12 protein-coding genes are annotated in these 13,536 nt (G+C 66.1%); 8 read left to right on the top strand and 4 right to left on the bottom strand.

The window, feature by feature from the left end; translation table 11 throughout:
* Positions 1-9: 9 nt before the first annotated feature.
* From QF040_RS26970 to QF040_RS26985, 4 genes are read right to left on the bottom strand one after another with little or no spacing between them, the layout of a single operon-like run.
* Positions 10-1,338, bottom strand: a complete 1,329-nt coding sequence (locus QF040_RS26970) for a serine hydrolase domain-containing protein (protein ID WP_429613554.1) — start codon at positions 1,336-1,338, stop codon at positions 10-12.
* Between the two features lie 31 nt (positions 1,339-1,369).
* Positions 1,370-2,185, bottom strand: a complete 816-nt coding sequence (locus QF040_RS26975; protein ID WP_429613555.1) for a crotonase/enoyl-CoA hydratase family protein — start codon at positions 2,183-2,185, stop codon at positions 1,370-1,372.
* Between the two features lie 41 nt (positions 2,186-2,226).
* Positions 2,227-3,075 (bottom strand): 3-hydroxybutyryl-CoA dehydrogenase, encoded by an 849-nt coding sequence (locus QF040_RS26980; RefSeq protein WP_307685726.1) that lies wholly within the window; start codon positions 3,073-3,075, stop codon positions 2,227-2,229.
* 52 nt (positions 3,076-3,127) lie between these two features.
* A complete protein-coding gene (locus tag QF040_RS26985; protein ID WP_429613556.1) occupies positions 3,128-4,015 on the bottom strand; it encodes a hypothetical protein in 888 nt (295 codons plus the stop codon).
* 186 nt (positions 4,016-4,201) lie between these two features.
* Here QF040_RS26985 and purT point away from each other — a divergent pair, with 186 nt between their 5' ends.
* The 8 genes from purT (at position 4,202) to QF040_RS27025 (ending at position 13,526) form a co-directional block, all read left to right on the top strand.
* Positions 4,202-5,401, top strand: coding sequence for a formate-dependent phosphoribosylglycinamide formyltransferase (gene purT / locus QF040_RS26990; protein ID WP_429613557.1), 1,200 nt, complete (start codon positions 4,202-4,204; stop codon positions 5,399-5,401).
* A gap of 303 nt (positions 5,402-5,704) precedes the next feature.
* A complete protein-coding gene (locus QF040_RS26995) occupies positions 5,705-6,646 on the top strand; it encodes an alpha/beta hydrolase (RefSeq protein ID WP_429613558.1) in 942 nt (313 codons plus the stop codon).
* Between the two features lie 135 nt (positions 6,647-6,781).
* Entirely contained in the window at positions 6,782-7,612 is an 831-nt protein-coding gene (locus QF040_RS27000; RefSeq protein WP_429613559.1) for a helix-turn-helix domain-containing protein, read from the top strand.
* Positions 7,613-7,630: 18 nt separating this feature from the next.
* Positions 7,631-8,506, top strand: coding sequence for a branched-chain amino acid ABC transporter permease (locus QF040_RS27005; protein WP_198788684.1), 876 nt, complete (start codon positions 7,631-7,633; stop codon positions 8,504-8,506).
* A gap of 6 nt (positions 8,507-8,512) precedes the next feature.
* Positions 8,513-9,589 (top strand): branched-chain amino acid ABC transporter permease, encoded by a 1,077-nt coding sequence (locus QF040_RS27010; RefSeq protein WP_013543968.1) that lies wholly within the window; start codon positions 8,513-8,515, stop codon positions 9,587-9,589.
* The gene (locus QF040_RS27015; RefSeq protein ID WP_429613560.1) at positions 9,586-10,413 is read left to right on the top strand and encodes an ABC transporter ATP-binding protein; all 828 of its coding nucleotides are present in this window, start codon (positions 9,586-9,588) and stop codon (positions 10,411-10,413) included. Before QF040_RS27010 ends, QF040_RS27015 begins: the two co-directional genes overlap by 4 nt.
* A gap of 457 nt (positions 10,414-10,870) precedes the next feature.
* Positions 10,871-11,644 carry an ABC transporter ATP-binding protein gene (locus QF040_RS27020; protein WP_307602762.1) on the top strand — a complete coding sequence of 258 codons (774 nt, stop codon included), beginning with the start codon at positions 10,871-10,873 and terminating at the stop codon, positions 11,642-11,644.
* Between the two features lies 1 nt (position 11,645).
* Positions 11,646-13,526, top strand: a complete 1,881-nt coding sequence (locus QF040_RS27025; RefSeq protein ID WP_429613561.1) for an AMP-dependent synthetase/ligase — start codon at positions 11,646-11,648, stop codon at positions 13,524-13,526.
* The last annotated feature ends 10 nt before the right edge of the window (positions 13,527-13,536 follow it).

Consider the following 13,536-nt stretch of genomic DNA (forward strand, 5'->3'; position numbering starts at 1 on the left):
GACGAATCGTCAGGGGCGCGCCATCAGCGCCTCGGCCACCGCCTGGAACGCCGGCAGCGTGAGCGGATCGTTCCCCGCGCTCGCCGCCACCGGGTGCGCGGCGTAGCGCACGATCACCATCTCCGCCTTCGGATCGACGTAGATGCTCTGGCCGTGGATGCCGCGCGCCATGTACGCGCCGTGCGGATTGTTCGAGACCCACCACATGTTGCGGTACGACCAGCCCGGCAGCAGCGCATAGCTGGCCTTGGCGAACTTGGCGGGATCGCCGCCGCGCTGGATGTCTTCGACCACGGCCTTCGGAATCACCTGCTGCCCATTGGGCGCACGGCCGCCGTTGCGCATGGTCTCGCCGAAGCGCGCGATGTCGCGCAGCACGGTGTTCAAGCCGCCGCCGCCCGACTCGGCGCCGATGCGGTCGACCATGAAGTACGCGTCCTGCTCGGCGCCGATGCGGCGCCAGATCTTCTCGCTCAAGAGGTCGGCCAGCGACTGGTTGCTAGCGCGCCGCAGGATCCACGCGAGCACCTCGGCGTTCACCGTCTTGTAGGCGAAGGCGGCGTCGTGCGCGCCTTCTTTCTTGAGCGTCGCGAGGAATTCGTAGAACGACTTCGGACCCGTGTAGTTGGGCCCTTGCGTCAGCATGCCGCCGGCGCGCGCGTAGTCCCAGATTTCGGCCTTCGGGTCGGCGTAGTTCTCCGAGTAGTGCACGCCGATGGTCATGTCCATCACCTGGCGCACGGTGGCGTCGCCGTACGCCGTGTCCTTGAGCTCAGGCAGGTATTTGGTGACGGGCGCCGACGGATCGAGCTTGCCCTCGTCCGCAAGGATCGCTGCGAGCGTGCCGACAAAAGACTTGGTCACCGACATCGCGATGTGCGGACGCTCGGGCGTGAGCGCGCCGAAGTACCTCTCGTAGACCACCTTGCCGCGGTGCATCACGAGAATGCCGTCGGTGTAGGTGCGCGGAATCATCTGCGCGAAGGTCACCGTCTCTTCGCTGCCCAGGGGCTTGAACGTGACCGCTTCGATGTCGTTGCGCGGCGCCGAAGGCAAGGGGCTCGCCGCACCGCTGCCGCGCCACACGTTGGCGGTGGGCACCGTCTCGCGCACATGCGAGAAGCTCCAGCGTGTGCGCGGAAACACGCCGCCCACCGGGTTGTCGAAGGTGATCTGCTTGTCGGGCGGCGGCGGAAAGCCCTTCATCCAGCCGAGCGCATCGACCGAGGTCGCCGCGGGATCGGGCATCGCCGCGGGTACGGGCGTCTGGGCGTTGGAAGTATTCACGGCGAGCAGGGTGAAGGCGGCGGCGAGCGCCGCGCGTTGGAAGAAAGGCATGGGCTTCAAGGCTCCGATGAATTCATCGTCATCAACGACCGCTGAAGCGCGCGGGACGCCGCTCGACGAAGGAGCGCACGCCCTCGGCTGCGTCCTCGCTGTTCGACAGGCGCTTCTGCGTCTCGATGAATTCCGACACCGCCGCGAGCGGCCCCTGTTCGACAGCCTTGATCACATTGAGCCGCGTGGCCACGACCGCGAGCGGCGCTTGCGCCGCAATGCGCTGCGCAATGGCCAGCGCCGCGTCGAGCTCCTGCCCGGCCGGCACCACCTTCTGCACGAAGTTGAGGCGATAGGCCTCGGCGCTGTCGAACTCGTCGGCCGTGAGCAGGTGCAGCATCGCATTGCCCACGCCCGCGCGCTCGGCCATGCGCAGCGTGGCGCCGCCGGTGGCCATGATGCCGCGCTGCACTTCCATCTGCGAGAAGCGGCAGTTGTCGGCCGCCACCACGATGTCCGCGCCCAGCATCAGTTCGATGCCGACCGTGAAGCAGATGCCCTTCACGGCCACCACCATCGGCTTGGTGCGGCGGCGGTAGTCGGGCAGGCCGAAGTCGTGCGGCTCCACGAGGCCGGCCGGAATCGCCTTCTCGCCGCGCTTCATGTACTCGGTGACCGCGGGCAGGTCCAGGCCCGCCGTGAAGTGGTCGCCGAAGGCATGCAGGACGCCGACGCGCAGGTCCGGGTCGTCGTCCAGGCGCGTGTAGGCCTCGGCCAGTTGCTTGAACATCGGCGGCGTCCAGCCGTTGCGCTTGGCCGGGCGGTTGATGCCGATCAGCAGCACGTGGCCGAGCACCTGGGTGTCGATGCAGCCTTCGGCGGGTGGCGTGGTGGGCGTGGCGGTCATGGCGTTTCTTGTCTCCTGGTTTGCTTTTATGGAACGCCGGCTCAGTACGTGTACACGCCGCGCCCGGTCTTGCGGCCGAGCTGGCCGGCAGCGACCATTTCCTTGAGCAGCGGGCAGGGACGGTACTTGGAATCACCGAACTGATCGAGGTACACCTCCATCACTGCCAGGCACACATCCAGGCCGATCATGTCCGCGAGCGCCAGCGGGCCGATGGGCTGGTTGCAGCCCAGCTTCATGCCGGCGTCGATGTCCTCTGCGGTGGCGATGCCTTCGGACAGCACGAAGAAAGCCTCGTTGATCATCGGCACCAGGATGCGGTTGACCACGAAGCCCGGCGCGTTCTTCACCGTGATCGGCGACTTGCCCAGCTTCTCGGCCAGCGCCTTCACCGCGTCGTGCGTGGCGTCGCTCGTGAGGTAGCCGCGGATCAGCTCCACCAGCGCCATCATCGGCACCGGGTTGAAGAAGTGCATGCCGATGAAGCGGTCGGGGCGCGAGGTGGCGGCGGCCAGTTGCGTGATCGAGATCGACGAGGTGTTCGACGCGACGATCACCTCGGGGCCCACCAACTCGTCGACTTGCTTCAGGATCTTGAGCTTGAGCGCGTGGTTCTCGGTGGCCGCCTCGATGACGAGTTGCGCGCCCTTCAGGTCGTCGTAGTTGGTCGAGCCCTTGATCAGCGCGAGCGCCGCGGCCTTCTGCTCGGCAGTGAGCTTTTCTTTCTTGATGAGGCGGTCGAGGCTGCCCGAGATGGTGGCGAGGCCCTTGTCGACGGCCGCCTGGGCGACGTCGATCATCACCACGTTGACGCCGGACACCGCGCAGGCCTGCGCGATGCCATTGCCCATCGTTCCGGCGCCGATGATGCCCACAGTCTGAATCGTCATGAAAAATGCTCCTTGATATCAACAAAAATCGATGACGAATGCTACTGGCTGATCAACGCTTCGAGGAAATGATGGCTTGCAGGGCTGACTTGGCATGAAGAGGTCCGATCTCTCGGAGCAAAGCTTCCGGCCAGACAGGCGCTTTGCTGGTGAATCGGACAGCCGATAGGAAGACTTGGTGCAAGGAAAGGGCTGCGGCAAAGGGCACTGCGAGAAGCAAACGCCAGATGCGCCCGCTGCGACTGGAATCGTTGATGCCACGGACGAACCTGTACAGGTTCGTCAAGATGCCATCCACGCGCTGCTGTCGAAGATCGCCGAGGTCGGCGCTGGTGAGCAACCGCCCGGTCTTTGGCTTCTGGGCCATGAACCCCGACAAGATCGACAGCGCCAGCGCCGCCAAGGCTCGCCCATGGTTCGGATGATCGAGTTCGTCGAAAACGGGGATGTCGACTGAGACGTTGTCGCCTGCGCGACTGGCTCGGAGATGAGCGGATGTCCGATGCACCGATTGCAGCTGATTGGCAAGGCGTTCAGTGGTCGTGCCAATGGTGCTGTGGACCTTGTCCCTTGGAAACGGCACGAGCTCGTTGCCAAGCGCCCAATAGACGCATTGGTTTCGTCGGTCGAGGATGGCGAACGAAGAGCCGCGCTGGAACAGGAATCGCCTCGGGAAGATCAACTGAACAACCACGAGAAGAATGAGAACACTGATGGTCGCGAGATCCCTGATTGAATTCAGGACGGCGCCATTCAATGGCCTGTCACTCCACAGAATGCTCGCGCCGAACCCGAGCAGCAGGAACAGCGCGCCAGCGGTAGCGCAAGCAGCCCCTTGCTGAGAATGCGTCCGAGCTGGGCCGAAGAGCAGGATGTCCTCGGTGATTTGATGGAACACGCCTCGCAACGCTTGCGGAAATTCATCGCTCTTCGTGTTCACTTTCCTGTCCTCCTGATATCGCGTTCTGGATGCTTGCGCCGTATCCCGAGCTATTGTCTCTACACCCAGACTGAGGCCACCGACCTGTGAAGGAAAAGCATATCGACCGACGGCGGAAATACGGAGCGAGCGGCGCTGTGCGAGACCTTGGAACGGTAGGCAAAGCGGTCGATTAAAGTTGCGGCCATGACAACCCTTGGCACTCCTCTTTCTCCCTCCGCAACCCGCGTGATGCTGCTCGGCTCCGGCGAACTCGGCAAGGAGGTGCTGATCGCCCTGCAGCGCCTCGGCGTCGAGACCATCGCGGTCGACCGCTACGAGAACGCGCCCGGCCAGCAGGTGGCCCACCATGCGCGCACCATCACCATGAGCGACCCCGAGCAGCTCAAGGCGCTGATCGAGGCCGAGAAACCCATGCTCGTGGTGCCCGAGATCGAGGCCATCGCCACGCCGATGCTCCAGCAGCTCGAAGACGCGGGCGTGGTCCGCGTGATTCCCACGGCCCGCGCCGCCCGCCTCACGATGGACCGCGAAGGCATCCGCCGCCTGGCCGCCGAGACGCTGGGCGTTCCCACCAGCCCCTACAAGTTCTGCGACTCGCTGGCCGAGCTGCAGGCCGCCATCGACGCGGGAATCGGCTACCCCTGCATCGTCAAGCCCGTGATGAGCAGCTCCGGCAAGGGCCAGAGCAAGATCGACGGCCCCGCCGACGTGCAGAAGGCCTGGGACTACGCCATGGCCGGAGGACGCGTCAGCCATGGCCGCGTGATCGTCGAGGGCTTCATCGACTTCGACTACGAGATCACGCTCTTGACCGTGCGCGCGAAAGACGCGGCCGGTGCTGTCGAAACCAAGTTCTGCGACCCCATCGGCCATGTGCAGGTGAGCGGCGACTATGTCGAAAGCTGGCAGCCGCACCCCATGGCGCCGGCCGCGCTGCAGAAGGCGCAGCAGATCGCGCAAGCCGTCACGGCCGACCTCGGCGGCCAGGGCCTCTTCGGCGTCGAGCTGTTCGTGAAGGGCGACGAAGTCTGGTTCAGCGAAGTCAGCCCGCGCCCGCACGACACCGGCATGGTCACGATGGCCACGCAATGGCAGAACGAGTTCGAGCTGCATGCGCGCGCCATCCTCGGCTTGCCGGTCGATACCTCGCTCAAGAGCCCGGGCGCGAGCGCGGTGATCTACGGCGGCGTCGACGCCACCGGCATCGCCTTCGACGGCGTGGCCGAGGCGCTGCAGGTGCCCGGCAGCGACATCCGCCTGTTCGGCAAGCCCGAGAGCTTTCTCAAGCGCCGCATGGGCGTGGCGCTGGTGCACGCGGCCGATACCGACACCGCGCGCAAGCTTGCCAAGGAAGCCGCCTCGCGCGTGAAGTCCCGTAGATAAGGCTCGCCCCCAGGCTTCGCGCACTTCGTGTCGCTTCTCCAACCCCCTACCGGGGGCGACACCAGTGGCCCGGCAAAGCCGGTTCCACCGTGTCTCTGGCCTTCGGCCGCGCCGGTCTCATGCGTCGCGGTGATGCAGCCTCCGAGACAGCTGTAGCCAGTTTTCGCAAGCCGCGCCGCAAGGGCGCGGGCATGGTGCGGTGTCTTGCCAGAGGCCGAGGTGGAGGGGCGGGTGCATGCGGATACCACGCATGCGCGATGCGCTCCACACTGGGCGCCCGCCAGCTCGATCACCGGAGACACCATGCTGCATCCCCAGGCGCGCGCCTTGCTCGACTTCATCGAGGCGCGCGGCATCCCGCCGACCCACACGCTTTCGCCCGCCGATGCGCGAGCCTTCTACCGCGAGCGCCGCGCCGCCACACAGCCGCTGCCGGCTGAAGTGGCCGAGGTGCGCGACCTCGCGGCAGCGGGCCCGCACGGCACCATCCCGGTGCGCCTCTACCGGCCGCTGGGTTCGGGCGCCGGTCCGCTGCCGGTGCTGGTGTACTACCACGGCGGTGGCTGGGTCATCGGCGATCTCGACACGCACGACGTGCTGTGCCGCGAGCTGGCCAACGGTGCGGGCTGCGCAGTGGTTGCCGTCGACTACCGCATGGGGCCGGAGCACCGCTTTCCCGCCGCGGTCGACGACGTGCTCGCCGCCACGCGCTGGGTGCGCCGCGAGGCTGCGGCCCTGGGGCTCGATGCGAGCCGTCTGGCAATCGGAGGCGACAGCGCCGGTGGCAACCTCGCGGCCGTGGTGGCGATCGCCGCACGCGATGCAGGCGACTTGCCGATCGCCTTCCAGCTGCTGATCTATCCGGCGACCGACATGCGCCGCGGCCATCCGTCGCACCAGGCGAACGGGCAGGGCTACCTGCTGACCCGCGAGACGATGGCGTACTTCCACGACCACTACATCACCGATGCGAAGCACGACCTCGACTGGCGCGCCTCGCCGCTGCTGCACACCGACCTGTCGAGGCTGCCGCCCGCGCTCGTGATCACCGCCGGCTACGACCCGCTGCGGGACGAGGGGCTCGCGTATGCGGAGGCGCTCACCGCCGCCGGCAACCGCGCGGACTACGTGTGCTTCGAGCGCCAGATTCACGGCTTCATCACGATGGGCAAGGTGCTCGACGAGGCCAACACCGCCGTTGCGCTTTGCGCCACCGAGTTGCATCGCGCATTCGCGATGAGGTGAGAGCGAACCGGGCGCGGACTAGGGAAAGTCCCCGCGCAAATGCATGCCGCGCCACAGGGTTGCGCCGCTACGATCCAGCCAACACGAAGCCGCCCACCGCAGGGCAGGCCAGACCCGATGCAGGAGACAAACACCATGCAGCGAGCGAGTAATGTGCCCCCGGAAAACGGCGGCGCACGGCAAGGCGAACGCCTCATGTGGCTCACGCCGCAGCGCGTGTTCTACGCCGGCCTGCTCGGTGCGGCGGCCGAGCGCACGATGGGCGGGCACGGCGTGTACGTGTCGCCCGCGGGCGTGCCGCCGATCCGCATCCGCATCGGTGGCGGCGCCTGGCAGACGGGCGAACTCATCGTGGTGCCGCCGCAGGTGCCGCACCATGTCGAGAGCCAGCATCCGCTCATCTTCAATCTGCTGATCGAGTCGGAGTCCGTCGATCCTGCGCGCATGCCCGCCTTCATGCAGCACTGCGGGCCGGTCGATGCGCCGGCGTTCGTCAAGCGCGTGCGCGATGCGCATGCGCACCTGTTGGCCGCGTCGGGCCGCGGCACGGATTTCGACGGCTTCGATTTCGATGCGCTCTTCTTCGGCGAAGCGCTCGCGCCGCGTGCGATCGATGCGCGCATCCGCAAGGTCATCGACGCGCTCGTGGCCGACCCGGCCGCGTCCGCCTCGGCCGAAGACTGCGCGGCCTCGGTGCACCTGTCGTTCTCGCGCTTCCTGCATTTGTTCAAGCAGGAAACCGGCATGGCGTTTCGCGCCTTCCGCGCCTGGAAGCGCGCGCGCAGCCTGCTGCGCTACGTGCGCCAGACCACCACGCTGACCGACATCGCGCTCGATACCGGCTACCCCGATTCGACGCACTTCAGCCATTCGATCCGCCAGGTCTACGGCCTGAAACCCAGCGACATCCTGGCGGGTTCCCGCCACCTCGCGCTGCACGACGCGGCCGGCGGCTTTAGGCAGTAGGCGAGACACGGGAGCCCCATGCAGATCCTCCAACTCCTGCTGTCGGGCATTGCGCAAGGTTGCATCTATGGGCTGATCGCGCTCGGGTTCGTGCTGATCTACAAGGCCACCGAAACCGTGAGCTTCGCCCAGGGCGACCTGATGATGCTCGGCGCCTTCGGCGCGTTCGCGGGCATGTCGCTCTTCGGCATGCCGTTCTGGCTCGCGGCGATCCTCGCGGTGGTGGCGATGGCCGCTTTCGGCGTGCTGCTGGAACTGGCGGTGATCCGGCCGATCCTCGGGCAGCCGCAGTTCTCCATCGTGATGCTGACCATCGGCATCGCGTACGTGGCGCGCGGCCTCATCACCATGGTGCCGGGCATCGGCACCGAGACCCACACGCTGCCCGTGCCCTACAAGGACCAGATCTGGAAGCTGGGTGAACTGGTGGTCAACCTCGAACAGCTCGCGATCATCGTCGCCACGGCCATCCTGTGCGCGCTGCTGTTCGCGATGTTCCGCTACAGCAAACTGGGCATCGCGATGCAGGCCTCGTCGCAGAACCAGCTCGCGGCCTACTACATGGGCATTCCGGTGAAGCGGCTCAACGGGCTGGTGTGGGGGCTGGCGGCTGCGGTCGCGGCCATCGCCGGGATGCTGCTCGCACCCATCACCTTCGTGCACGCGAACATGGGCTTCATCGGGCTGAAGGCTTTTCCGGCGGCGGTGGTGGGCGGCTTCGGCAGCCTGCCGGGCGCGATCGTCGGCGGGCTGGTGATCGGCATCGTCGAATCGTTCGCCGGGTTCTACCTGCCCGATGGCTTCAAGGACACGGCGCCGTACATCGTGGTGCTGCTGATGCTCATGATCAAGCCCAATGGTCTCTTCGGCGAAAAGCTGCGCAAGAAAGTCTGAACGTTCATGCGCTACATCTTCAAGACCAGCTACGACCAGGACATCCGGCTCGCGCGTCATGGCGGGCATGTGTTCTGGTACGGGCTGCTCATCGCGTTCCTCATCGCCGCGCCGTGGGTGATCGAGGAGTACTGGCTCGCGCAACTGACCTTCGTGCTGATCTACGGGATCGTCGGCTTGGGCCTGATGCTGCTGGCCGGCTTCACGGGCCAGTTCTCCATCGGACACGCGGCGTTCCTCGGCGCGGGCGCGTACACACAGGGCGTGTTGACGAATCTAGGCGTGCCGTTTCCGATTGCCTTGATCGCCGCTGCGGCGTTGTCCGCCGCAGTCGGCGTGGTCGTCGCCTTGCCGGCGCTGCGCGTGAAGGGCATCTATCTCGGCATCGCGACGCTGTCGTTCGGTTTCATCGTCGAGGAAGTGTTCGCACGGTGGGAGAGCGTCACGGGCGGCAACGCGGGGCTGCATGTGAAGTCGCCGCAGCTCTTCGGCTGGTCGCTGGGTTCGGGCGATGGCTTCTATTTCTTGTGCCTGGTGGTGGCGGTGCTGAGCACGCTGGGCATCCTGAACCTGCTGCGTTCGCCGACGGGCCGCGCCTTCGTGGCCATCCGCGATTCGGAAATCTCGGCGCAGAGCATGGGCATCCATCTCGCGCGCTACAAGACGATGTCGTTCGCGATCTCGGCCGCGCTCGCGGGGCTGGGCGGCGCGCTGTATGCGCACAAGCTGAGCTTCATCTCGCCGGACCAGTTCAGCATCCTGCAGTCGATCGACCTGCTGCTGATGGTGGTGATCGGCGGCCTGGGCTCGGTGCACGGCGCGTTCCTCGGCGCGATCTTCCTCATCGCAATGCCGCAGCTGATCTCGATGGGGAAGGACTGGTTGCCTGCGGTGATCGGCCAGGCGCCGGGCCTGCAAGGGCTGGTGTACGGCGTGGTGCTGATCGCGTTCGTGCTGTTCGAGCCGCTGGGGCTCTATGGCCGCTGGCTCAAGATCAGGACGTACCTGCAACTCTTCCCGTTCTACCGCAAGGGCCTGTTCAAGCGGCAGAAGTCGTTCACCAAATCGGACCGGCTGAGATGACGACGAGCAACGGCGACATCCTCCTTTCGGCCAAGGACCTGAGCGTGCGCTTCGGGGGCGTGCTCGCGGTCAACAAGGTGAGCTTCGACGTGCGGCGTGGCGAGGTGTTCACGCTGATCGGGCCGAACGGCGCGGGCAAGACGACGGTTTTCAATCTGATCAGCCGCATCTACACGCCGACCACGGGCGAGATCACATGGCATGGTGAGGCGGCCGGCCCGCTCGCACTGACGCAGCAGGCGCCGCATTCGATTGCCGCGCTCGGCATCGCACGCACCTTCCAGAACATTGAGCTCTTCGAGCATGCGACCGTGCTGCACAACCTGCTGATCGGCCGCCACACGCACCGGCAGACGGGGTTCTGGAGCGAAGTGTTCTTCACGCCTGCCACTCGGCGCGCCGAGATCGCGGCGCGTGAAAAAGCGGAGCAGGTGATCGAGCTGCTCGATCTGCAGCATCACCGCGACTCGATGGTGGCCGGCCTGCCCTACGGCGTTCGAAAGGTGGTGGAACTGGCGCGCGCGCTGTGCACAGAGCCCAAGCTGCTGCTGCTCGACGAGCCATCGTCGGGCCTCAACGTCGAAGAGACGGCCGACATGGCGTTCTGGATTCAGGACATCCAGCATGAGCTGGGCGTGTCGGTGTTGATGGTGGAGCACGACATGTCGCTCGTCTCGAAAGTGTCCGACCGCGTGCTCGCGATGAACCAGGGCGAGGTGCTGGCCACCGGGACGCCGCGCGAGGTGCAGGCGGATGCGCGCGTGATCGAGGCTTACCTCGGGACCGTGGATGACGTGAGCAGCTTGAGGAGGGTGGCGGCGTGAATGTCTTGTTCGCTCTCTTTGGAGAGGCGCCCGGTATGCGGTGCGGGGCGGTCGCCCCCACTGCGCCGGCCGCTTCGCGGCTCCCCTGCGGTGCTCGCATTTCGCGGGGTCTCGCAGAACTCGCTTCGCTCAAACAGCTGCGAGCCCTGATCCGCGAAACGCTGTGCTCCTCGGCGGCGCAGAGGGGGCGCCCGCCCCGCACCGCACACCGGGCTCCGGGGTGTAGTGATCGCCCTGTGCGTACCCACGGCGTTGGGGTCCCTGCCCCGGGTGGGCCGTTGAGGCACCGCCGAGCAGCGCAGCGACGGGCGGATCAGGGCTCGCCGCTGTTTGAGCGAAGCGAGTTCGGCGAGACCCCGCTCGTCGCGAGCAGCGCAGGGGAGCCCGAAGGGCCGGTGACGTCGGCCCGCCCGGGGCAGGGGCCCCAACGCCGTTCCCCGACCTCAGGAGCATCCGCATGAGCGACGTCGTTCTGCAACTGCTCAATGTCGAGAGCGCCTACGGCCCCATCAAGGCCATCCGAGGCGTGAGCCTGAAGGTCAAGCAGGGCGAAATCGCCACGGTGCTCGGCTCCAACGGCGCAGGCAAGACAACGATCCTCAAGACCATCTCCGGAATCATCGATCCGCGCAAAGGCAGCATCGAATTCCAGGGCAAGGACATCACCGCCAAGGACCCCGCCTTCATCGTGCAGCAGGGCCTGAGCCACGTGCCCGAAGGCCGCGAGGTGTTCCCGCTCCTGTCGGTGAAAGACAACCTGCTGATGGGCGCCTACACCCGCAAGGACCGCGACGGCGTGGCGCGGGACATGGAGACGGTCTACACCTACTTCCCCATCCTGCGAGAGCGCGCCACTCAGGACGCTGGCCTGCTCTCCGGAGGGCAGCAGCAGATGCTCGCGATCTCGCGCGCCATCATGGCCGCGCCGCATCTGATCCTGCTCGATGAACCCAGCCTCGGGCTGAGTCCGAAGCTCACGAAAGAGATCTTCGAGATCGTCGTGCGCATCAACCGCGAGCGCGGCACCACGATTCTTTTGGTCGAGCAGAACGCCAATATGGCGCTCAATGCCGCAGACCACGGCTACGTGCTGGAGAACGGCCGCATCGTCATGGAGGATTCCTGCGAGCGCCTCCGCGAGAAGGAAGACATCAAGGAGTTCTACCTCGGCGTGAAGGACGACGGCGTGCGCGGCGAGCGGCGCTGGAAAAAGAAGAAGAACTGGAGATGACATGAGCACCCTCGCGTTGCGCGCTCCTGCCGGTCTCTGGGACCTGGCGCATCTTCAGCCCCGGCTTGATGTCGTCGTGCCAGGCGACACCATTCCGGCCGTGTTCTGGAAGGCGGTGGAACTTCGCGCCGACAAGGTCTGGATGCGTCAGAAGGAGTTCGGCATCTGGCGCACCTGGACTTGGCGCCAGACCGCCGAGGCCGTGCGCGAGATCGCGGGCGGCCTGCTGGCGCTGGGCTTCGGGCATGGGGAGTGCGCGTCGATCCTCTCCAACACCGTCATCGAATGGGTGTTGTGCGATGTGGCCGTGCTCAGTTGCGGCGGCGTGTCGAACGGCATCTATCCGACGGATGCGGCCTCGCAGGTCACGTACCTTTGCGAAGACTCGCGCACCACCGTGCTCTTCGTGGAAGACGACGAGCAACTGGACAAGGCGCTCGAAGTGCGCGCGCAGTTGCCGCTGCTGCGCAAGATCATCGTGCTCGACATGGAAGGCCTGCGCGACCTCGACGACCCCGGCGTCATCAGCCTCGATGCGCTGCGCGCCCTCGGCCGCGAGCACATGAAGGCTCACCCCCAGGCGCTGGAACAGCGCATCGCCGCCTGCAGCGCCGAAGACCTCGCGATCCTCGTCTACACCTCCGGCACCACCGGCAAGCCCAAGGGCGCGATGCACAGCCACCGCGGGCTGGTCTACACCATGCGCGGCTACAACACGCTGCTCGCGCAGGGCGAGACGGACGAGCGCATGTGCTTCCTGCCGCTGTGCCACATCGCCGAGCGCATGGGGGGCGAGTATTTCGCGATGTACACGGGCTCGATCCTCAACTTCGTGGAGAACCCCGAGACGGTGCCCGAGAACGTGCGCGAGATTTCCCCTACGGTCTTCACCGCCGTGCCGCGCGTGTGGGAGAAGTTCTATTCGGGCGTGATGATCGCGTTGAAGGAAGCGAGCCGCGTGCAGCAGGCCGCCTACGGCTGGAGCATCGGCGTGGGCCAGCAGATTGCCGACCGCGTGCTGCAGGGCAAGCCGATCGGCGCGGGGCTGCGTTTGAAGTTCCGCATCGCGCGCTGGCTCGCGCTCAACAACGTGCGCAAGCTCATCGGCATCCACCGTGCGCGCTTCCTGGTGACCGGCGCGGCGCCGATCTCGCCCGAGCTCGTGCGCTGGTACCTCGCGCTCGGCGTGCCGATGCTGGAGGTGTGGGGCATGACCGAGTCGTGCGGCGCCTCCACCGGCGTGCCGCCGTCGCGCATCGCGCCAGGCTCGATCGGCCCGGCCACCAGCTACAACGAGGTGCGGCTCGATCCCGAGACCGGCGAGATCCTGGTGCGCGGCCCCAATGTCTTCATGGGTTACCTCAACCTGCCGGAGAAGACGGCCGAGACGATCGATGCCGACGGCTGGCTGCACACGGGCGATGTGGGGCTGGTCGACGCGGAAGGGTATTTCCGCATCACCGACAGGATGAAGGACATCATCATCACGGCAGGTGGAAAGAACATCACGCCGAGCGAGCTGGAGAACGAACTCAAGTTCAGCCCCTACGTCACCGACGCGGTGGTGATCGGCGACAAGAAACCCTACCTGACGGTGATCGTGATGATCGATCAGGAGAACGTCGAGAAGTTTGCGCAGGACAACGACGTGCCGTTCAGCAACTACGAGAGCCTGACGCGCGCGCAGGAGGTGCTGGACCTGATCCAAGGCGAGGTCGACCGCGTCAACGCGAAGTTCGCGCGCGTGGAGCAGATCAAGAAGTTCTTCCTGCTCGAGACGCAGCTGAGCGCCGAGGACGAGGAGCTCACGCCGACGATGAAGCTCAAGCGCAAGCTGGTGCAGACGAAGTACGCAGACCGCATCGAAGCGATGTACCGCTGACGGGGCCAAC

Origin of the sequence: Variovorax sp. W2I14 (assembly GCF_050435205.1) — a bacterium.
Lineage (GTDB): Bacteria > Pseudomonadota > Gammaproteobacteria > Burkholderiales > Burkholderiaceae_C > Variovorax > Variovorax paradoxus_C.

Coding starts and splice junctions, on each gene's coding strand:
- QF040_RS26970 (WP_429613554.1), bottom strand. CDS start 1,338: ATGCCTTTCTTCCAACGCGCGGCGCTCGCCGCCGCCTTCACCCTGCTC.
- QF040_RS26975 (WP_429613555.1), bottom strand. CDS start 2,185: ATGACCGCCACGCCCACCACGCCACCCGCCGAAGGCTGCATCGACACC.
- QF040_RS26980 (WP_307685726.1), bottom strand. CDS start 3,075: ATGACGATTCAGACTGTGGGCATCATCGGCGCCGGAACGATGGGCAAT.
- purT (WP_429613557.1), top strand. CDS start 4,202: ATGACAACCCTTGGCACTCCTCTTTCTCCCTCCGCAACCCGCGTGATG.
- QF040_RS26995 (WP_429613558.1), top strand. CDS start 5,705: ATGCTGCATCCCCAGGCGCGCGCCTTGCTCGACTTCATCGAGGCGCGC.
- QF040_RS27000 (WP_429613559.1), top strand. CDS start 6,782: ATGCAGCGAGCGAGTAATGTGCCCCCGGAAAACGGCGGCGCACGGCAA.
- QF040_RS27005 (WP_198788684.1), top strand. CDS start 7,631: ATGCAGATCCTCCAACTCCTGCTGTCGGGCATTGCGCAAGGTTGCATC.
- QF040_RS27010 (WP_013543968.1), top strand. CDS start 8,513: ATGCGCTACATCTTCAAGACCAGCTACGACCAGGACATCCGGCTCGCG.
- QF040_RS27015 (WP_429613560.1), top strand. CDS start 9,586: ATGACGACGAGCAACGGCGACATCCTCCTTTCGGCCAAGGACCTGAGC.
- QF040_RS27020 (WP_307602762.1), top strand. CDS start 10,871: ATGAGCGACGTCGTTCTGCAACTGCTCAATGTCGAGAGCGCCTACGGC.
- QF040_RS27025 (WP_429613561.1), top strand. CDS start 11,646: ATGAGCACCCTCGCGTTGCGCGCTCCTGCCGGTCTCTGGGACCTGGCG.